This window comes from Vibrio mytili (assembly GCF_000830505.1).
GTDB lineage: Bacteria > Pseudomonadota > Gammaproteobacteria > Enterobacterales > Vibrionaceae > Vibrio > Vibrio mytili.
The window spans coordinates 41,037-62,636 of the sequence record NZ_JXOK01000063.1; the positions used below are offsets into that span (position 1 = coordinate 41,037).

Annotated in this window: 12 protein-coding genes and 5 pseudogenes; 11 read left to right on the plus strand and 6 right to left on the minus strand. The window is 45.7% G+C overall.

The genetic code is table 11. From position 1 onward, the window contains the following. Positions 1–153: 153 nt before the first annotated feature. Complete coding sequence (locus SU60_RS16425; protein ID WP_041156476.1) at positions 154–2,460, plus strand: zinc/cadmium/mercury/lead-transporting ATPase; 2,307 nt, start codon at positions 154–156, stop codon at positions 2,458–2,460. A gap of 282 nt (positions 2,461–2,742) precedes the next feature. Further along, positions 2,743–3,501, plus strand: coding sequence for a uridine phosphorylase (gene udp, locus SU60_RS16430; protein ID WP_041156477.1), 759 nt, complete (start codon positions 2,743–2,745; stop codon positions 3,499–3,501). Positions 3,502–3,603: 102 nt separating this feature from the next. Here the strand turns inward: udp and SU60_RS16435 are convergent. Both SU60_RS16435 and SU60_RS16440 read right to left on the minus strand, forming a co-directional pair. Then, a pseudogene (locus tag SU60_RS16435) lies at positions 3,604–4,775 on the minus strand (DUF1887 family protein). A gap of 153 nt (positions 4,776–4,928) precedes the next feature. Then, positions 4,929–6,918, minus strand: a pseudogene (locus SU60_RS16440) (methyl-accepting chemotaxis protein). Between the two features lie 362 nt (positions 6,919–7,280). On the opposite strand from SU60_RS16440, the pseudogene hinT reads away from it, so the two are divergent. From hinT to SU60_RS16475, 7 genes and pseudogenes are all read left to right on the plus strand, one after another. Then, positions 7,281–7,630: pseudogene (gene hinT / locus SU60_RS16445) on the plus strand (purine nucleoside phosphoramidase). A gap of 130 nt (positions 7,631–7,760) precedes the next feature. Continuing rightward, positions 7,761–9,158: a COG3014 family protein gene (locus tag SU60_RS16450; protein WP_041156478.1), complete on the plus strand. Its 1,398-nt coding sequence runs from the start codon at positions 7,761–7,763 to the stop codon at positions 9,156–9,158. Continuing rightward, positions 9,158–9,550: a YcfL family putative periplasmic lipoprotein gene (locus SU60_RS16455; protein ID WP_041156479.1), complete on the plus strand. Its 393-nt coding sequence runs from the start codon at positions 9,158–9,160 to the stop codon at positions 9,548–9,550. The genes SU60_RS16450 and SU60_RS16455 overlap by 1 nt, the downstream gene beginning before the upstream one ends. 68 nt (positions 9,551–9,618) lie before the next feature. After that, on the plus strand, positions 9,619–10,209 hold the full coding sequence (lpoB, locus tag SU60_RS16460; RefSeq protein WP_041156480.1) for a penicillin-binding protein activator LpoB: 591 nt from the start codon (positions 9,619–9,621) through the stop codon (positions 10,207–10,209). A gap of 59 nt (positions 10,210–10,268) precedes the next feature. Beyond that, positions 10,269–11,156, plus strand: coding sequence for a thiamine kinase (thiK, locus tag SU60_RS16465; protein WP_041156481.1), 888 nt, complete (start codon positions 10,269–10,271; stop codon positions 11,154–11,156). A gap of 205 nt (positions 11,157–11,361) precedes the next feature. Continuing rightward, the gene (gene ycfP / locus SU60_RS16470) at positions 11,362–11,901 is read left to right on the plus strand and encodes an alpha/beta hydrolase YcfP (protein WP_041156482.1); all 540 of its coding nucleotides are present in this window, start codon (positions 11,362–11,364) and stop codon (positions 11,899–11,901) included. A 476-nt stretch (positions 11,902–12,377) separates the two neighbouring features. After that, positions 12,378–13,667 (plus strand): NAD(P)/FAD-dependent oxidoreductase, encoded by a 1,290-nt coding sequence (locus tag SU60_RS16475; protein ID WP_041156483.1) that lies wholly within the window; start codon positions 12,378–12,380, stop codon positions 13,665–13,667. A 147-nt stretch (positions 13,668–13,814) separates the two neighbouring features. Here SU60_RS16475 and SU60_RS16480 read toward each other — a convergent pair whose 3' ends face one another. From SU60_RS16480 to SU60_RS16495, 4 genes and pseudogenes are all read right to left on the minus strand, one after another. After that, positions 13,815–14,363, minus strand: a complete 549-nt coding sequence (locus tag SU60_RS16480) for a GNAT family N-acetyltransferase (RefSeq protein ID WP_041156484.1) — start codon at positions 14,361–14,363, stop codon at positions 13,815–13,817. 97 nt (positions 14,364–14,460) lie between these two features. Then, entirely contained in the window at positions 14,461–15,312 is an 852-nt protein-coding gene (locus tag SU60_RS16485; RefSeq protein WP_084735938.1) for a peptidoglycan binding protein CsiV, read from the minus strand. A 7-nt stretch (positions 15,313–15,319) separates the two neighbouring features. Beyond that, positions 15,320–18,780, minus strand: a pseudogene (mfd, locus tag SU60_RS16490) (transcription-repair coupling factor). A 5-nt stretch (positions 18,781–18,785) separates the two neighbouring features. Then, on the minus strand, positions 18,786–19,355 hold the full coding sequence (locus tag SU60_RS16495; protein ID WP_041156486.1) for a hypothetical protein: 570 nt from the start codon (positions 19,353–19,355) through the stop codon (positions 18,786–18,788). Positions 19,356–19,693: 338 nt separating this feature from the next. On the opposite strand from SU60_RS16495, the pseudogene lolC reads away from it, so the two are divergent. Beyond that, positions 19,694–20,900, plus strand: a pseudogene (lolC, locus tag SU60_RS16500) (lipoprotein-releasing ABC transporter permease subunit LolC). After that, the gene (lolD, locus tag SU60_RS16505) at positions 20,893–21,600 is read left to right on the plus strand and encodes a lipoprotein-releasing ABC transporter ATP-binding protein LolD (protein WP_041156487.1); all 708 of its coding nucleotides are present in this window, start codon (positions 20,893–20,895) and stop codon (positions 21,598–21,600) included. Before lolC ends, lolD begins: the two are co-directional and overlap by 8 nt.

Sequence of the window (21,600 nt, forward strand, 5' to 3'; positions counted from 1 at the left end):
TCTTATATCTATTTAGTAAATTAGAAATAACTATTCAGTAAATCAAAAAAAACCTTGACCTTGGAGCTATCTCCAGGGTTTATCCTTATTACTAAGAGCACAATGACTCAGATTCTAAAGGCTTAGTTCAGATAGTATTAAGGAGTGTTCACTATGTGTACCAAACATAAAGGTTGTCAATCTAATCATATTAAGACCGCGGTCCCTTTGTATTCGGGTGGCTCGTGCTGCGCGCCTCTAAAGGCCTCTGTTGGCATGTGTCAATCGAACATGGAAGGCGTCGATAATCAGTGCTGTAAAGACGATAGCTGTGACACTGGATTCAGCGACGACGATGATGTTGAGCATCGGCTTAAATCAGGGAGCAATCATCGCTGGTTAGTGTCTGGCATGGATTGCCCGTCGTGCGCCCAAAAGTTAGAGAAAGCTATCCTATCGATTGACGGTGTTAGGCAGGCGAAAGTGTTGTTTGCGACAGAAAAACTGGTCGTAGACTTTGATGATCATGCTCTGACCGATGTTATAGAGCAAACGGCTCGTAAAACTGGATTTCCCTTATCTAAACCCAACGCACAAACGTCAAACAACGATGTCAAAAATTGGCAAACGTTGGTTTTAGATAATCTGAATATTGTTGCTATCGCCCTGGGTATGGTGATAGCAAGTGCTATTGCAACCACTTACCCACAACTGGGAACGTGGGGGTTTGCTATAACCTGCTTACTTGGCTTGTATCCTATTGCTAAAAAAGCAGTCAAACTCGCGCGAAGTGGGACGCCATTTGCTATCGAAACCTTGATGAGTGTCGCTGCTCTCGGAGCGCTCTATCTGGGAGAAACGGCAGAAGCCGCTATGGTGTTGCTCCTCTTTCTGGTCGGTGAAAAGTTAGAAGCTTACGCGTCATCCCGTGCCCGTAGTGGTGTTCAAGCATTAATGAACTTAGTGCCTGAAAACGCACTTCTACTGGTTGATGGTGAACGTCATGAAGTCAACGTGTCACAACTGAATCCAGGAGACATCATAGAAGTGGCTCCAGGAGGACGATTGCCGGCTGACGGTGTCTTGATGAGTTCTGCTGCCAGCTTTGACCAAAGTGCGTTAACGGGGGAGTCGATTCCCGTTGAATATGATAATGGCGCAAAAGTGATGGCGGGCTCGGTGGTTGTCGACAAAGTGGTTAACTTACGAGTGACCTCACGTCAGGGCGAGAATGCTATCGACCGTATTCTGCATTTAATTGAGGAAGCGGAGTCACACAAAGCACCTGTGGAACGCTTTTTAGATAAGTTTAGCCGCTGGTATACACCGTTAATGATGCTGGTCGCAGTAATTGTGGTGGTTGCGCCTCCGTTACTTTTCGCACAGCCATGGGAAACCTGGGTATATCGCGGTTTGGCGTTGTTATTGATTGCGTGTCCGTGTGCTTTAGTGATTTCGACACCTGCGGCAATTACATCAGGCTTAGCGGCCGCAGCGAAGAGGGGCGCGCTCATCAAAGGTGGCGCTGCACTTGAGTTACTTGGGCGAGTAGACTCCATCGCGTTTGACAAAACTGGCACCCTGACCAAGGGAAAACCACAAGTAACGGATATACATCATTTTGATTGCGATAGAGAAACGTTGCTCAGTGTGGCTGCATCGGTAGAAATAGGATCACATCATCCTCTTGCGGCCGCGTTGGTTCAAAAGGCGCAGGAAGAAGGAATAGCCATACCAGAGGCGAGCGACAAAACCGCGCATGCGGGGTCGGGGGTGAGTGGATACGTTAACGGACAATTGATCCAAATAACGGCCCCTTCTAAAGTACCGTTTAGGCTCGCCGCCGACGTTGCTCAAATGATTGAAGCGCTCGAAACCGAAGGGAAAACAGTCGTGGTCGTTCGCTCTGATGAACGTGTGATAGGACTCTTTGCCTTGCAAGATACGGTAAGAGAAGAAGCACGCCAAGCGGTACAACGCCTTAAAACACTAGGTGTTAACGCAATAATGCTAACCGGGGATAATCCTCGAAGTGCAGAAGCGATAGCAAAAGAAATCGGTTTGAATTTTGAATCCAATCTATTACCTGCTGATAAAGTGCGGTATGTAGAAAAATTATCTAAACGTCACACCGTTGCTATGGTAGGGGATGGGATCAATGATGCCCCTGCAATGAAAGCGTCGAGTATTGGCATTGCAATGGGAGGCGGTACCGATGTCGCGCTAGAAACTGCAGATGCAGCCTTGGCCCATAATCGCTTGGTTGAGATCCCAGCTATGATTGAGTTATCACGAGCGACGCTAAAAAACATTCGTCAAAACGTCACGTTGGCGTTGGGGTTGAAGGGGATATTTTTAGTCACCAGTTTGTTCGGTATTACCGGACTTTGGGTCGCCGTGTTGGCGGATAGCGGCGCGACTGCATTGGTCACCTTGAACGCGCTAAGGTTGCTGAGGTTTAAAGCCAATCACGTCGACTAACATCACGTGGTAATAGCATGTTGTTGGTAGCAATGCTTACTACGTCTGAGAAAACTTGCTCTATATTTAGTGGGTAAATAAGTGCTTGGTTAGACATAAAGTCATCTCCCATGCCTTATTAATGAGATCTGTGTATGTTTTTTGTGAAAATCATCATATGTTTCATATTTGAAATGTGACAAAAATCACTATATATCCGCAGAAGGTTCGCTAAAGTGCTGGCGTACCCTAACAACTGATTAATGAGCTTATCGTCAAATAAGCCACAACAAGGAGCGACTTATGTCTCAAGCTGTATTCCATTTAGGTATTACTGAAGAAGATTTAAATGGTGCTACCCTAGCTATCATTCCTGGTGATCCTGCTCGCGTACAAAAAATTGCTGAGCAAATGGAGAACCCAGTATTCCTAGCCAGCCAACGAGAATACACTTTATACCGTGCGGAACTAGACGGTAAGCCAGTTGTGGTTTGTTCTACTGGTATTGGTGGCCCTTCTACCTCTATTGCTGTTGAGGAGTTAGCTCAGCTTGGCGTTCGTACCTTCCTTCGTGTCGGTACAACTGGTGCAATTCAACCACATGTGAACGTCGGTGACATGATCGTAACGACTGGCTCTGTACGTTTGGATGGTGCCAGCCTACACTTTGCTCCGATGGAGTTTCCTGCTGTTGCAGATTTTGACGTTGCAACTGCGATGCGCTCAGCGGTAGAAGAATCTGGTGCGGTTGTTCATATGGGCGTGACAGCGTCAAGTGACACTTTTTATCCAGGTCAAGAACGATACGATACCTTCACTGGTCGTGTGGTTAAGCGCTTCCAAGGCTCAATGAAAGAATGGCAAGATATGGGCGTGCTTAACTTCGAAATGGAATCTGCAACACTGTTAACCATGTGTGCGAGTTCTGGTTTGAAAGCGGGCTGTGTTGCGGGTGTTATCATCAACCGTACCCAAAAAGAAATCCCAGATCATGCGACGTTAAAAGAAACCGAAGCGCGTTCAATCAAAGTAGTTGTGGAAGCGGCTCGTAAAATGCTTTAAGACTTGATGAGTTAATTCAGCAGAATTAAATGAGTTTACTTATTCAAGCATTTAACAAAAAGCCAGAGAAATATCTCTGGCTTTTTGCTATCTAGTGTCTGATTAGATTTTTAGCTGAATTTCGTCGTAACCACCAGCAGCTTTAAACCAAGCGGTGAGGTGGGTCTTCAGGTCTTTCAATTCATCAGGACCAATTAAGGCTAAGCTAGGTCTTCGGCTCGAGTAATGTCGTTGTGACGAAGAGGTCTGAAGCTGACTAGCATTGCTCGTGCCTGTAGGCCTCCGAGAAGATCTCGAAGTGATTCCAGCTTGTATAGCGTATCATCACCATCATCTCGCATACCTTTTGTTTTGCATTCAATAATGTGTAGCTTATTGTTCACAACGGTTGCAACATCGAGCTCGTTGCGGACTTCGCTTTCCCCTCGTGTTCGGTACACTTGAACGTTCAAAGAGCGGTCTTGGATTGTCGGCATGGTATCTTGAATTTGTTTCACGGTACTGTTTACCAGTGTTTCCAACCATTCACCATTAGAGAAACGGCGAGCGTCTTCATTGGCGAAGGTTAAGATCCCATTTTCATAGGTGGCGATTTTTGCGTCAACAAGATCGGTCAGCAACATATTGAGCTCGCGGTAGCCTTGTTGCTTTTCCGACAGTTCTACGTCTAGCTTTTGCTCTTTGCGGCAAGTGGTTGCAAGATAATTTAAGGTTGCGAGTCCAGGACCAAGCTCAAGAGCATTGGAGGCCCAACGCTCACCCAGCGCATAAAGGGTTTGATCTAATTGGGGAGAAATATCGACAGTTTGGAATTCGGCTCGCGCACCGAAAATAGTGAGGTAGTCAGAAATCGTAATATGGTCTTCGACTTCCGTCTCTTCTTTTCCGTCCGGATACAGCCAACAAAGTTTATCGCTGTTTGGTTCCACGACAAAAATCGGCCAACGGTACGAGCGGAACACTTCATATACCGATAGAAGTCGATGGCGTAGGCCACAACTGGCGTTAAGTTTGACATCTTCTCCTCGATCAAACAGGTCTTTTGCTAATGTTTGAATGGATTGTTTAATCAAAGAGGTGTTGACTTCAGACGGTATCTCAAAAAACTCAGAGGTAATCTCTCTTTGTTTCAACACACTACTCAGTCGTTCAAATATGCTTTCTTGGCTTTTCTCACCAATAAAAACGATATGCTTACTTACCGTGCGATTATCCAATAGAGGAGTGACCAATCTCACCGGGTCTTGGTCGATAATGCCAACATGAACAGCCATATTTTTTCCTTTTTATGTGACCGCTCTAAAAGATAAATGCAAAAAGGTGAGCCGGTCATACATAAGCATATGTAGACACAAAGAACAAAAAACAAGGGCGACTTGATAAAAAGTCGCCCTTGTTTCATTAGTTAGTATAAATCATGGTGTTGGCTATAGCTTAAATCGGTGTACCAGCGCGTTTTGTTGGTGAGCCAACTGAGTGAGTGATTCACTGGTGTGAGCAATACTCGACATGGCTTGATAACTTTCGTCGGCGATATTGTTAATGTCTTCGATGCTACGTGCAATATCCGCTGACGTTTCACTTTGCTCTGCGGCAGCCTGAGAAATGTGCGTGCTCATCTGTGTTATCTCGATGATCAGTGCTTGAATTTCTTCCATTGAACTGTTGGCCTTCGAAGCTTGTTCGACCGACATCTCCATATCGCTCATACAGCTCTGGATGACTTGGTTCGCGGCTTGAGAGCTAGATTGAAGGTTGCTGATCATCGACTCAATTTCTGTCGTTGATTGTGTGGTTCTCGATGCCAAAACACGTACTTCATCTGCGACCACAGCGAAACCGCGTCCTTGCTCTCCCGCACGAGCGGCTTCGATGGCTGCGTTGAGTGCCAATAAATTCGTTTGTTCAGCGATGTTGCGAATGACATCGAGAATGGAACCAATTTGCCCGCTCATTTTTTGCAATTCAGAGACCGCCGATACGGACTCGTTGAGACGCAACTCAAGCTGGTTGATGGTCGAGATATTGGTGCTCATGACATTTCTGCCTTGTTCCGATGCTGATTCAACCCGTTGAACCATTTCCAAAGAACCTTGAGCACTTTGTGCGACTTCTTGAACCGAGTGAGACATCTCTGTCATTGCGGTCGCAACATTGGCTGTTTGTTCTCTTTGCGAATTTAATTTGAGCTGTGCATCCGATGAGGTGTGCTCATTACTCGCCGCCGTTGAAGACAAGTCGTCTGACGCGTCATTTAACTTGACAAGAATTTCGTGCAAGCTATCTGCCAATGAGTTGATATGGCCACTTACTCGGCTAAATTCATTGTTATAGCGAATATCAATTCGCTGTGTCATATCGCCTTCGGTTAAGCTCTCAAGTACTTTAAGAATTCTAGTCAAAGGTTCACGCACACTGTGCGCGATATGGTAGCCAATCGCCGCGGCAAACAGGACAACGATGATGCCAATGAGGATCGCTTTTGTAACGCCGGCAGAATAGATATTGCCCGCTTCGGCAAGAGATTCATTCAATTTATTGGTCGCAGTCGAATTGAACTGTTTAAGGATGACCATCGCGGAATCGACTTTGTTTGCAAGGTTAGCAATATTGTTATAAAGCGCAGCGCGGGCGTTAGGTAGTTGTTATGCTGATCCAGCACGCCACCACGCTGACCAACGTCGCGAGTAAACTGCTCAACAGAATCACCGAATGCTTTTTTCAGCTCTGGCAACTGAGCAACCAGACCACGAAATGCATAGTTAAGATGAGTCACCGCTTTGCGGTTTTTGGCCACAGCTTCTGTTACAAATTCAGGGTCCGAACTCGCCAATGCATCAGACGTAATGACTTCGGCATCTTTTAACTTGATGAAGTAACTCTTCGCCATGACTTTCACTGAAATACTTGACTGGTCTGCAACGTACTCCTTAAGACCGACAGACAACTGGGTTTGTAGGGTTTGGAAGCGTCGAGAAGATTTTTGGACCTCCTCTTGTGCTGCAAACATCGCTTCGTAGTTGTCCATCGCCTCTAAGGCTTCTGTAAAGTAGCTTTGTTCTATGGTTTGCAGTTCGGAGTAAGATTCCGCAAGAGAAGGGTACATCTTGCTTGCAGACTCAAGTTGGCTCAAGGTTTCCTTAAATCGTTGTTGTGATTTAGCAAATTCCTGACGCATTTCTTCCATGCGTTGTTTATTCTCTGTAGTGAGGAAGTCTTTGAACGACTTATCAGCAGAAAGCAACTCGACACTGGTTTGATTAGATAAAGAGACAAGTGGTAAAGACGATTTGGAAACATTTGCAAATTTTCCATGAATATCGCTCATTCCACCATCATGATGGTAATGGTGACGGCAAATAGGACGATGATCAGCGCGAACCCTGCATACATCCGTTTAATAACTGAACCTCGCATACGTGAGTTTCCTCTCCCAAGAATAGACAACGAAAAAGATAATTTTCACTAAATAACCACTTGTGAAGACATCGCTAAATCGAAGGTTGTAGTAATCGGAATGCCTTGAATAAACAAATGTCATGAGATTATTGATGATTATCTTAAAAAAGTAACAAAATTCATCGGATTGTATTGAGTATGTGAAGCACATTTTATGACGCATACGACAAAAATAGGCTCTGCTCTAAAGTATTAACGGAGAATGTTAACTCAAGCGAGTTCGTCGATGGCGCTTACTTTGGTAAAACCCTTGTTTTTATTGAGCTCTGCGTAGGCTTGACGCATACTAAAGTGACTCAACCTCATAAAATGGAGCTCCCATGGCAGAAGAGACGATATTTAGTAAAATTATTCGTAAGGAAATCCCAGCAGACGTTCTCTATCAAGATGATTTAGTGACGCTTTTCGTGATATTAATCCACGCGCGCCAAGCCATATTCTTATCATCCCAAATAAGTTGATCCCAACCACCAATGACGTGGAAGTCGAAGACGAAGCGATGATGGGACGCCTATTTACGGTTGCGAAAAAACTTGCCAAAGAAGAGGGTATCGCCGAAGACGGTTATCGCCTTATCTTAAATTGTAACCCACACGGTGGGCAGGAAGTCTACCATGTCCACATGCACCTACTCGGCGGTCGTCCGCTTGGTCCAATGGTCGTGAGCTAACGATAGGGGGTGGAGTGCCACCCCATTGTTATATTTCCCGTGGACTCAATCTCTAATCGCTATAACAATTTGTCTTTAGAGCAAGGCGATTAGAGATTGTCTTTAAAGCACACATTTAGTGGAGATGACTGTGAAACTCGGTGTGAAGTTGCTTGGACTGATAACTTGGACTGCCTTGGCATCGGGGTGTGCAAACCTTTCTGCAGGTAACTTGTTTAGTCACTACAGCGCTCAAAACCAAGACGTTTATCAAGCGTTGGTTGCCGGCCAATATGCTGAAGCAAAGGAAAGCCACTCGAGCGACGTCGGTGGCGAGATTCTTGGCAACCTTGAAGAGGGGCGATTGTCCTTTCTTGCACAAGATTACCCTGATAGTTTTAGTGCGTTCGAACAAAGTGATCAGGCGGTCAAAGTGCTGCAAGAGCGGGCGACCGTGTCGGTATCCGAAACAGCAACAAGCGTTGGCTCTCTCGCGGTCAATGACAATCTCAATGATTATCAACCAGCAGATTACGAACTTGGTTTTTTACATTTGTACTTAGGTCTTAACTACCTGCAAAAAAATGATCTTGAAGGCGCGTTAGTCGAAGTTCGTCGAGCCAATCAAGTGCAAGAGGCGGCAAGGAAAGCGCGTGAAAAAGAGCTAAAAGCTGCTGAAAAAGACATGCTAAGCCAAGGTATGTCTGCCAACTTGGGCAGTGTGTTAGCGAATTACCCCGATGCAGGAGATAAGCTCGGAGCGGTGCAAAATGGCTATTTATTCTATTTGTCGGGGTTACTTTATGAAGCATCACGAGATTTAAACAGTGCTTATGTCGACTATAGACGCGCGTTAGCTGTGATGCCAAACAACCAACAAGTTATTGAAAGTACATTATATGCCGCTAAAAAGTTAGGTATGCGTGAAGATTTGCGTAAGCTTGAAAAACGTTATGGTAAAGCCCCATCAGGGTTAAATTCGTCTCAAGGACGGGTCATTATCCTTGATGAGCAAGGGGTGGTTGAAGCGCTACAGGGGTGGCGTATCGACTTGCCGATACGTGATAGTCGAGATAATTGGGCGATCTACTCTTTGTCTTTGCCTTATTATCCCAATCGCGGCGTAATACGATTGAGTGACTTGGCTCTGAACAACAAGAAACTTTCGTCCGGTACTTTGGTCAATGTAAATGCGATGGCGCAAAACGATCTCAATGAACGCCTACTTTCGATAGTCATTCGACAGGCGATCCGTGTTTGGACGAAAGATCGACTCAGAAAAGAGGCCACCAAACAAGGTGATGATATTGGCAATATCGTTTTCAACGTCTGGAATACATTAACTGAACAGCCTGATACTCGAAGTTGGCAAACGTTACCGGCCCAAGTCAAGACGGCATCACAAATCGTCAAGCCTGGTAAACAACGCTTAAACTTAGGTGATCAGGTGTACGAATTTGACGTACCTGCACAGCAAACCACATTAGTTTGGGTTTCTAGGCAGGGAGCACACTCAACGGTGTGGCATAAACAACTGGGGAGATTGTAATGAGAGCATGGCTGATTGGCTTGATGGTGATCATTGGTTTAGCGGGATGTGCCGCCAACACGGCGGGTGTACGTATTGATGGTCAGACACAGCAAGTTTTTTTCAATGATGACGTACTAGGTAGTCGTTTGGTGGTAGATAACGTCTCGACGACTTATGTCGATGACAGAGCCAGAGGCGTTGTTCAGTTAAGTAGCCAATATAAGGGCGACCAACAAATTCTTTACCGATTCTATTGGTATGACAATACGGGGCTAGAAGTTAATACCAAGCCCGGACCATGGCGAAAAATGATTGTCCGTGGTTATGAATCCGCGATTCTGTCAGAGGTGACCGTTAACCCTAACGGAACACGTTTTCGCGTGCAAATTCGCGAAGCAACAGACAATTAATTTACGGCTGTGCCGTCGTAACCGCGCTGTAAGTAAAGCGTTGGTATGAATGAAACTAAGGAACTCTCATGAAAAAAAGTATTATTGCTCTTTTAGGTCTTGCCGTCATTTTGGGTGGTTGTTCTAACAAAGTCACTTACGGTGATGCGCAAGCAACAGAAACGACCACGATCGATTTTGGTTCTACCGATCTGCAAACTATTGCCGCAGAAATGGTTGATAGCATGATGATGTCGGGTTCTGTAGCGGCAATTACTCGTGACCAACGTCCTATCGTCTTTGTTGAACGCATTAAGAACAAAACCAGTGAACACATTGATACTGAATCCATTACCGACACAATTTCAACTAAAATGCTCAATTCTGGTAAGTTCCGTTTTGTTGATATGGATCGAGTTGATTCTGTGCGTCAGCAGCTTAACTTCCAAAATACCGATGAACTCGTAAATCAAAGCACTGCGATTCAATTCGGTAAAATGGTAGGGGCTCAATACATGCTATACGGCAACCTGTCGAGCATTGTGAAAAATGCAGGCAGTGATAAAGATGTCTATTATAAAATGACTATGCGATTGATGGATCTTGAAACGGGCTTGATTGAATGGGCTGATGAGACCGAAATTCGCAAAGAGCAATCTAAAAGTTTATTTGGTATGTAAACGGCTGTCTTTGTCTACAGGCTAATAAACCCGAGTCTTTAAACATGGAGTAGCCACTAATGGCCTGGTTTTCTTGGCAACAAGCAAAAGAATTAGACCCTAGCCTCAATGCATTAGATGGCTTCTTTAAAGATCCTCCTGTGAAAGTTCAGACACTCACAGGAGGATTAACCAATCGTTGTTGGCGGTTGGAACCTTCTCAAGGACGTGCGTACGTATGGCGGCCTAGCAGCATGGTATGTAAGGCTTTTTCCATCTCTCGTCATAACGAATATCAGATACTGTTCGCGATTTCACCGCTCAACCTTGGACCAAAGCCTATCTTTGTGCACGAACAAGGCCTCTTAGTTGAGTGGGTTGAAGGTGACATACTCACCAATGTTGGCGTTGAATTGTCAGAGTTACTGCCTGTCGCCGCGCTTATTCATCGGTATCCGATAAGTGATATTCCAGTCGTCCCTTTTTCTTATATTGCTCGTCTAGATCATTATTGGCTCGAACTCGAAGGCCAATATGCTGGGACGCAATTTGAAGCGCTGTATCGTCAATGGCGCACAGATCCCAGCGTTGACATCATTGAGCCTGCACTGTGTCACTTCGACTTGGGCTGTTATAACCTAGTAAAGAGCCACCATGAAGGGCTCAAAGTCATTGACTGGGAGTACGCTGCTATTGCGGATCCGAGGTTAGACTTGGCGATAGCATTGCAAGTTGCTGGGGCCTCGTCGGTTGAGGAGTCTGTTCTACAGTATTGCCAATTGCGTGGCATTGAGCAGACCTCTAGCTGGCTAGAAGGTGTAAAAGCATGGCAACCGCGTAGTTTAGTCCTAGCGATGCTTTGGTATCTGCTTGCTTATAAATTGTGGGAAGATGAACAATACTTATTCAGTGCGAACGAGTTTAAAGACTTATTGTGCCTAGAAGGTCACTGTTTTGAAAACTCGTGAGAATTTCCTCTGAAACAGTAAGGAATTAGTGGTAATTTTAAGGAAAGTAACAATTTTACTCAAATGACTTCATAACGCGGGCGGTACGGATGTTGTTTGCGCTGAACCTGGGGAAGCGTACGTTTTGTCAACATCATCGATACTGAACATTCATTATCACAAGCATCATGAAGTTGTGCGAAGAATTTAACAGGGAGAGGTCCACATGATTATTTACTTACACGGTTTTGACAGTACAAGTCCGGGTAACCACGAAAAAGTTCTACAGTTACAGTTCATTGACGATGATGTTCGTTTTGTCAATTACAGTACACTGCATCCTAAGCACGACATGCAGCATCTATTAAAAGAAGTGTCCAAAGTGATAGACCAATCGGACGATCCTAATCCTCTTATTTGTGGGGTGGGGTTAGGAGGATACTGGTCAGAGCGTATCGGATTTCTCTGCGGTATCAAACAGGTCATGTTTAATCCGAATTTACATCCTGAAGAAAACATGGCGGGACGTATTGATCGCCCTGAAGAATATGAAGATATTGCAACAAAGTGTGTCGATCAGTTTCGCGCGAAGAACAAGGGGCGCTGCTTAGTCATTTTGTCTAAAGAAGATGAAGTGCGAAACAATAATGAAACCGCAGCGGAACTAGAAAAGCATTACCAAATCATTTGGGATGACACTCAAACACACAAATTTAAGAAGATCTCCCAGCATTTACAGACGATGAAGGAATTTAAGAACACTTAATCGTTCGAAGTTAAATCAAGAATACCAACAGCAGCACGCCGTCAACGCGTGCTGCTTTTTTATCTAATTAATATTTGTTTATCTTTTGGTCATTTTTCTTGTTGCAATGTGGCACGAAAGTGTCGTTTTAGAGACAACAAAATTTCGCCAAACCGTATCTTGAGTAAGGATTTTGGTTGCCTTCAAAACACGGCTCTATATAATGAAGTGAGCTCAAATAATTTGATAAAAATCAAAAAAAAATGAGAGCGAGTAGCAAACTTGCCCATTTTCTCTGGGTTGATATGACCCAGCTTAGATGTTCAGTGTTGATAATTAATTGATAAAAAACAAAACACAATACATCAGTTTTAATCCAAAACCTGTTGAAACCCTCTAACCGTTAAGAATTCATCGGTTGGATACTTCTCGCAGCAGCGCTGGCAGTGAAGTATCGAGCTGAACCCATTTATTCATTTTTGTAGAGGAAAATCATTGTGACACGCATTATCGTTGTAGGCGGCGGTGCTGGTGGCCTAGAGTTGGCGACTAAGCTTGGCCGAACTCTTGGTCGTAAGAACCGCGCGCAAATTACGCTGGTAGACCGTAAAGCGAGCCACTTGTGGAAGCCATTGCTGCACGAAGTAGCGACAGGTTCATTGGATGAAGGCGTCGATGCACTTAGCTACCGTGCCCACGCAAAAAATCATAGTTTCGATTTCCAAATGGGCAGCCTTGCAGACATTGATCGTGAACGTAAAGTGATCACCTTGAGCGAATTAAGAGACGAGCACGACGAACTTCTTATCCCAAGCCGCGAGATAGAGTACGACATTCTTGTCATGGCGATTGGCTCAACATCCAATGACTTCAACACTCCAGGTGTTCGTGACAACTGTATTTTCCTCGATAGTCCTGAGCAAGCCCATCGATTCCGTACGGAAATGAACAATGAGTTCCTTAAGTTGCATGCTAAGAACGGGAACGGCACGGTTGATATCGCCATTGTCGGTGCAGGTGCAACGGGCGTAGAGCTGTCTGCAGAGCTACACAATGCAGTTAAAGAGCTGCGTGCTTATGGTTTTGGCGATCTTGATTCTAGCAAACTCAACGTTAACCTGATCGAAGCGGGTGAGCGTATTCTTCCTGCATTGCCTCCTCGCATTTCTACTGCCGCGCATCAAGAACTGGTTAAGCTTGGTGTGAACGTACGTACGGCGACGATGGTGACGAAGGCTGAAAAAGACGGTTTAACCACCAAAGACGGCGAAAAAATCAACGCGAAAATCATGGTTTGGGCTGCGGGCATCAAAGCGCCTGATTTCATCAAAGACATTGCGGGCCTGGAAACCAACCGTATTAACCAACTGGTCGTCAAAGACACCCTGCAAACCACGCGTGATGACGATATTTTCGTTATCGGTGATTTGGCGCAATGTACGCAAGCTGACGGATCGTTTGTTCCACCGCGTGCACAAGCCGCTCACCAAATGTCGACGCAAGCCTTTAAGAACATTGTGGCAAAGATCAACAACCGTGAACTTAAGCCTTACGTGTACAAAGACCATGGTTCATTAGTTTCACTTAGCCAGTTTTCAACCGTCGGTAGCTTAATGGGTAACTTAACCAAAGGCTCGATGATGGTCGAAGGACGTATCGCTCGCGTGGTGTATATTTCATTGTATCGTATGCATTTGATGGCGCTGCATGGAATGTTCAAAACCGGACTCATGATGCTAGTTGGTCGCATCAACCGAGTGTTACGACCAAACCTAAAACTACACTAAGTTTTACGTAAAAAACCGGAGCTAAAGTGCTCCGGTTTTTTGTTGGCTGTTAAGCTAGAAAAATAGCTTGTACTTGATATGCTCAGCTAACTTCCTGCAGAGTAAGGTGTTTAGTAATAAAAAGCAGCAAAAGCACTGCTTAATAGTTTACTCCAAATCACGGGGAAGCAGTGAGTAGACCACACCATCTTTAGGTTGCTGATTGAAAATAAAACGATCTCTGGCGATGGCTTCTTTATGCGCGCCGACCGACTCTATCAAGGCTTGACTGACGGTATTGTCTGGGTCACAGACGATCTCTAAGCGGGTAAGGCATAAAGTGGCAAAGCAAAATTCTGCCAACGCTCTAATTGCTTCCTGCGCATAGCCTTGACGTTGATACCGATCGGCAACCCAGTAGCCAATACTGGCCATATTGAAGGTTTGATAGAGCTCGTTCACCGCAACCATGCCAAGTAATGCTCCTGTTTCACGCTCATAGATACCAAAGCCAAAGGCCTCTGCTTTGACCCAGTTGAGGCGCGTAGACAGCAGGAAATCTTGTGCTTCCTGTAGGGATACATCCTCATTACACCAGTCCAACCAAGTATGAAGAGATGGCGAGGTGGCCAGAAGTTGGTGTAGGGCCGACGCGTCTTCCGCCGAAATCAGACGCAGAGCGAGGCGAGGTGTGATGATCTCAAAGTCAGGGCTCATAACTGGGAAGTCCTTTTCTGTTGGATATGGTCACGTTACTGGAATTAAATAAAAGCACAAGCGCAATCAGGGCTGCGCTTGTGCGAAGAGGGAGTGATTATTCGACGTTACGAACTTGGATGATCACGCCCATCATTGGGCTATCTAGGTAATGGATTTCTTCACTTCTCATACGACGTTTTTGTTCCATTCGGTAAGTTTTGAGAAACTTCTCTTCTGTTACCGTCGGCGAAATTTCTGCTAGGTTACCCACTTGGACATTACCGTCGACTTCTCCTAGCTTGTCATCTAATTGTTCATCAGGTGTTGCCTCGAAACGAACTTCACGAACACTTGGCTCGCGCAAGTCCAAAGTAGTATCTGCAAATAAATAGTGCTGCACGTACACTTGAAACTTACCATCTAATTCATATAGTGCTTTGCTCATGTTTCCTTCAGAGCGTGTTTCTTCCAAGTTGCTGTCATTGACGTCGCGTTCGTCTACGTAAACATCGTCTGTTTCATTCGTTTCTGTGGCATTGACGTCAGCGTTAGCGATAGTCGACGAGGGGCGATTGATGTTGCTGCCGTCAGCGTTAAAGGATCCGGAAAAATCGCGACCACCCACAATGCGAAAGATTGGTGCACTGTCTTGTCCTTGATCACTTTGTCGCCATGCCACGTGCTTAAGTACTTTAAACCCTACGTGGCTGTTTAATGCAGCTTCTTGAGCATTGAGCTGATAAGAAGAGCGTGGTAGTAGAGCAGCGCCTTTTGCACTAAGGTAGGCCTCGCTATCTAAGCTACCGACATTGGTCATATCGATTTTTGGGAGCTGGCTGGACCAAGACTCGCTTGTACTCTCTGCGTCTCCTACGCGTTTAAAAATAATCAATTCGATATCAAATTGACGTTGTGCCCAAGTAGGCATCGACACGCATAGAAGCAATAATGGGATCAGTATTCTCATTCGATTATTAGCTCGCTGGGATTAAATTTTGTTTAAAGTCATTCAGTAAATCTTGAACAAACTGAATGCGCTTACGTCGGTCCGCTAAAGGGACGTTAAATTTGAACTTAGTCGGACCTTCCATCGCGAATTTCTTCGGCTGTGATTGTAAGAGCTGTACTAGATACGCTGGGTTAATCTCTGCATCAGGATAAAACTCAATAAACCCGCCTTTATCATGGGCTTCGATTTTCTTGGCTTTCAGGTTACCTGCGGCAAATTTCAGCTCAGAAACCGCGAGTAAATTTTTGGTTGCATCTGGTAAGAGGCCGAATCGGTCAATAAGTTCGACTTTGAGTTCAGATAATGCTTCACTATTCGTCACACTGGCGATGCGCTTGTACATCGAAAGTCGAGTGTTTACGTCTGGGATATAATCATCGGGCAATAGAGCAGGAATGCGCATTTCGACTTCAGTTTGTTCTCGCAATAATTCATCGAGCGATGGCTCTTTGCCTTCTTTCAATGCTTGGACTGCTTGTTCTAGCATTTCCATATAGAGTGTAAAACCAACCGATTGAATTTGACCACTTTGCTCATCGCCAAGCAGTTCGCCAGCCCCACGAATCTCTAGATCGTGCGTCGCCAATGTAAAACCAGCACCGAGGTCTTCGAGAGAAGCGATGGCATCCAGACGCTTGATTGCATCTTTAGTCATGGCTTTAGGGTGTGGCGTAAGCAAGTAGGCATAGGCTTGATGGTGTGAGCGCCCCACACGGCCACGTAACTGATGCAACTGAGCCAAGCCTAAGTTGTCCGCACGATCCATGATGATCGTGTTAGCGGTAGGCACATCGATGCCTGTTTCTATGATGGTTGTACACACCAATACATTGAAACGCTGATGATAGAAATCATTCATGATGCGCTCAAGTTCACGTTCGCGCATTTGGCCATGAGCGACGGTGACACGAGCTTCGGGTATCAGTTTTTGTAAATCTTCCGCCGCTTTCTCTATCGTTTCAACCTGGTTATGTAGGAAGTAGACCTGACCGCCACGCATGATTTCACGTAATACCGCTTCACGAACTACCGACTCTTCACGCTGACGGACGAAGGTTTTGATCGCCAAACGGCGCGCGGGTGGTGTGGCGATAATCGATAGATCGCGCATACCACTCATTGCCATATTCAGCGTACGAGGAATTGGCGTTGCGGTGAGTGTTAAGATGTCGACATCCGCACGCATTGCTTTTACTTTTTCTTTTTGACGTACGCCAAATCGGTGCTCTTCGTCGACAATCAATAAGCCGAGATCCTTAAACTTAATATCGCTTGATAGCAGCTTATGTGTTCCGACCACGATATCGACTTTGCCGTCAGCCACATCTTGCAAGATCACTTTTTGCTCTTTCGCTGATTTAAAGCGTGACAACACTTCGACGCGAATCGGTAAGTTGGCAAAGCGGTCTCGGAAATTCTCAAAGTGTTGCTGGGCTAGGAGTGTCGTCGGAACTAATACGGCGACTTGTTTGCTGTTGTCAGTGGCGACAAAAGCTGCGCGCATCGCGACCTCGGTTTTGCCGAAACCAACATCACCACAAACCAGTCGATCCATGGCTTTCGGTTGGCACATGTCAGAGAGCACCGCATTAATAGCCATCGATTGATCGTCGGTCTCTTCAAACGGGAATGTGGCTTTAAATGTCGCGTACTGGCCGCGATCTAAGGCAAATTTATACCCCGGTTTAAGTTCTCGCTTGGCGTAAACATCCAATAGCTCAGCCGCAACATCGCGGACTTTCTCAGCCGCTTTACGGCGAGCTTTCGCCCAAGCTTCTCCACCGAGCTTGTGCAATGGTGCACTCTCTTCAGCTCCGCCAGAATAACGACTGATAAGGTTGAGCGATGAAACGGGCACATACAGTTTTGCATCGTTTTGGTATTCAAGCGTCACATATTCGGTTTGCATGCCACCTGCTTCAAGGGTTTGCAAACCAATATAGCGGCCAATACCATGGTCAATGTGAACAACCGGTTGACCGGGTTTGAGTTCCGCCAAGTGACGAATGACGGTATCGCTGTTGACCGCTTTTTTATCTTTACGGCGACGTTGGATGACACGGTCACCGAGCAAATCACTTTCGCAGATGAGGGCAAAATTCAGTTCTTCGTGGATAAAACCGTGTTCTGCGGCGCCAAGGACTAGGCTAAAACGATCTTTCGAATTCAACGCTTGGTAAAGAGAGCCATGCGAAACGGGGCGAACTTTGATGCCTTGTAACAGCTCAGTTAACGCTTCACGTCGGCCTTCTGATTCTACAGAGAATACAATCTTGCCAGTAAATTGCTCGCTGAATTGGCGTAAGCGTGAAAGTGGTTCTTTGTTTTGTTGCTGAACACCAAGCTCTGCGAGGGATTGCACCGCTAGGTTTTCGCGGCCTGCGCGTTTGACGACTTTTTCTAGGCTGAGCTGCGCTTGCGGTAACTGTTTAATATGAGAAAACAGTTCGTCTTTTTTGAGCCATAACTCATGGGGCGCGAGCAGCGGACGCAGTGGTCGATTTTTTTCTGGTCGTAGCGGTATTCAACGTCTGCTAAGAACGTATCAACCGCAGCTTCAATATCACCATAGCTGAGCAACTGAGAGTTTTCTGGTAGGTAGTCGAATAATGTCTCTGTGTGTTCAAAAAACAGCGGTTGCCAATACTCGATACCTGCTGGCCATGTTCCTTTTGTTACCTGCATATAGATGGATTCTGGCTCACGGCGGGCTTCGAACTGTGCGCGCCAGCGAGTACGAAATTCTTCAATGGCTTCCTGTGTGGTGGGAAACTCATGGGCCGGTAGCAACTGAATTTGCTTTATGTCTTCAATCGAGCGCTGGTTCTCTGGATCGAAGGTGCGAATGGTATCTATTTCATCATCAAAGAAATCAATGCGGTATGGATCCTCACTGCCCATAGGAAACAGATCGAGGATCGAGCCACGGCTGGCGTATTCACCGGGCCCAAATACTTGATCAACGTGGCGGTAGCCTGATTTTTCCAACTGCACGCGAAGTTTTTCTAATGAAAACAAATCACCGGCTTTGACCATCAATGTGTGCTGAAGCAAAAAGTCTCGCGGAGACTGACGCTGCAGAATTGTGCTGACTGGAACAATCGTTATCCCGCCAGTTTGGTTCGGAAGTTGATACAAGCGAGCAATACGATCAGATATGATCTCTTGATGCGGTGAGAAATTGTCGTAAGGCAAGGTTTCCCAGTCAGGAAACAGGCTGACAGGTTGATGCGTAAATTGTTCGATTTCCGCTTGTAGCTTTAAGGCTAATTGAGGGTCTGGGACGACGAGCAGAGTGTGGCTTGGGTGTTGTTTTGCCAGTTCTGCTATCGCCATCGGCAGTGCCGCACCAGGTAAATTACCAAGTTGTTTTTTATCACCCGGTTTAGACGGATTGGTGACGGAAAGAATGGTTGCTGTTGTCATAATCGTTATTTTTTATCTCGCTCCATTGAGCGCTGACGCAATAGTTTTTGCTGTTGATGCAAGGCCGCTTTAATCAATAGATCCTGATCGTCATCCCGGAGCATTTTATATCGAAGTGTGATGACGAATCCTTGTTCAGAAGGTTCGCATGCTTCGACTTCTGCGTAGCAATAGATGGCGGCTGCAGGGTGATCTAAGAACAGTTTTACTCGAACTAGTTGTTGCTCGTCGAGTGGGTTTGCTGCTTGATAGCTCAGTTTGCTGGCACCAAACTGCGTGGTTTGAAATCTGAGCATGGTGTCATCTTGCTGCGAAAGCATAAAACTAAGTAATAAGTTGAGCTTCGCGTTTTGTGTATCGAGTAAGCTAATGACGTGCTTTAAATCTTTGTTTTTTAATTCAAGTCGAGCATTGTCTGCTAACAAGTCCAGGTGGCTGAACTCACTTGCTACAATAAATGGGGCCGGAATTTCAGAAATAAAGGTCGCTTCGTCTGGCAATGTAACGTCAGTACCCAACGCTTCCACGTTGATGGTGAGATTGTGGTGAACAGTAAAGTATTCTTGCTCTGTCATGTAGAGGGTCCTTTTGCCAGCGAGCACTTTCTGAATCAATCACAATACAGAAAGAGGGTCTCTGATTATCGCTAACTGAATGAAGTTATCAAGTTAACCCTAACTTTCGATTGTATTTTTTTGGCGCAGGTGAGGCTGATATTCAAGTGGATTCACACTTAAAATGCGTTTAAACACCGAGTACAGATAAACTTACCATGACTATGTAGCAACATAATGGGCATATAATTGCATCTCGTTGACAAATTTAGTGATTATCCTGTCTTCTTCACTTTAAGAGTAGGGTAAGATAGTGCCCAAGTTTTTGCACGAATAGATAACCAGTTGGTTTTTCCTATATGTATCATCCTATCTCATTGTTTATTGGTTTTAGGTATCTTCGGGGGCGCTCTGGAGATAGGTTTAGCCGATTTGTCTCTTACATGTCGACCGCAGGTATCACCATTGGCGTGATGGCATTAGTGACGGTGCTTTCTGTCATGAATGGTTTTGAATCTCAGTTAAAAGAACGCATTCTCGGCGTGTTGCCACATGCAGTTGTTTCTCAGCATGATGGCAAGACACCGCTATCAGAGTCCGCGCCTGAATTCATTCGACACATGTCTAATGTCGCCGAACCTGAACCGATCGTTCGTGGTGAAGCCGTGATTCAAAGTTCAGCTCAACTGACCGCAGGCTACTTAGTTGGAATCGAGCCGAAAAAAGGCGATCCGATTGCCAATCATTTGATTGCAGGTCGATTGAAAAACTTACAAGCGGGGGAGTACAACGTATTTCTCGGTCAAGGATTGGCACGTTCGCTGAGTGTATCGATGGGCGATAAAGTGCGCTTGATGGTGACCAATGCGACTCAGTTTACCCCATTTGGGCGTATTCCGAGTCAGCGTAACTTCACCGTTGCTGGCATATTCAACACCGGTTCAGATGTCGATGGTCAGCTCATGATTGTGAATATGAACGATGCAGCCAGACTGATGCGTTTGCCTAAAGATACCGTCTCTGGATGGCGTGTTTTTTTCTCTGACCCGTTTATGGTGACTGAGTTTGCTGATAAACCTTTGCCTGAAGGTTGGCAGTGGAGTGACTGGCGAGCACAGCGGGGTGAGTTATTCCAAGCGGTCAAAATGGAAAAAAACATGATGGGATTGATGCTGGGTCTGATTGTTGGCGTGGCGGCATTTAATATTATTTCTGCGTTGATTATGGTGGTGATGGAGAAGCAATCGGAAGTCGCTATTCTTAAAACCCAAGGGATGACGCAAACCCAAGTGATGGCAATTTTTATGGTTCAGGGCGCAAGCAGTGGCGTGATCGGCGCTATTGTTGGTGGTTTAGTCGGCGTGGTGTTATCACTCAACCTCAACTCACTGCTGGAATCTGCTGGCGCATCCTTGTTTTCTTTTGGTGGCAATTGCCCATTGTGATTGATTCATTTCAGATTTTATTAGTGGTTGTATTGGCGATTGCTCTGAGCTTGCTGCAACCATTTACCCTTCTTACCGAGCATCTTCTGTTAAACCTGCTGAGGCACTTCGCTATGAATAAACTATTGGAATGTCGTGATATTCGTAAGATATACCGAGAAGGGTCGTTAGATACCGAAGTGTTGAAAGGCGTCAGCTTCGAGCTTGAAAAAGGAGATCTCGTATCGATTGTAGGCTCTTCGGGATCGGGTAAGAGTACTTTGCTCCATATTTTAGGCGCGCTAGACGATGCGACTCAAGGGGATGTCGAGTTTTTGGGACACAACTTGTCTGCATTAAGCTCGAACAAACAAGCGGCACTGCGCAATAAGCACTTAGGGTTTGTGTACCAGTTTCATCATTTGCTGGCCGATTTTACCGCCGTGGAAAACGTGGCGATGCCGTTAATGATTGGTGGCGAAAGAGCATCCGAAGCAAAAGCTCAAGCACAAGCACTGTTGGAGAAGGTCGGGCTGGCTCACCGTATGGATCACAGGCCATCAGAATTGTCGGGGGGAGAGCGCCAACGTGTTGCGATTGCCCGTGCATTGGTGAATAAGCCTGATCTGGTGCTCGCCGACGAACCGACCGGTAATTTGGACCATCAAACGGCACTGGCGATTTATGATCTCATGCGTGAGCTTAACCAAGAATCGAACATCGCGTTTCTTGTTGTCACTCATGACAATGAATTGGCTGCCAAAATGGATCGTCAAATGCACATGCAAGATGGTTTGCTGGTGGACCAGCTCGATACTGCGCTCACTACAGAGGAGAACTGA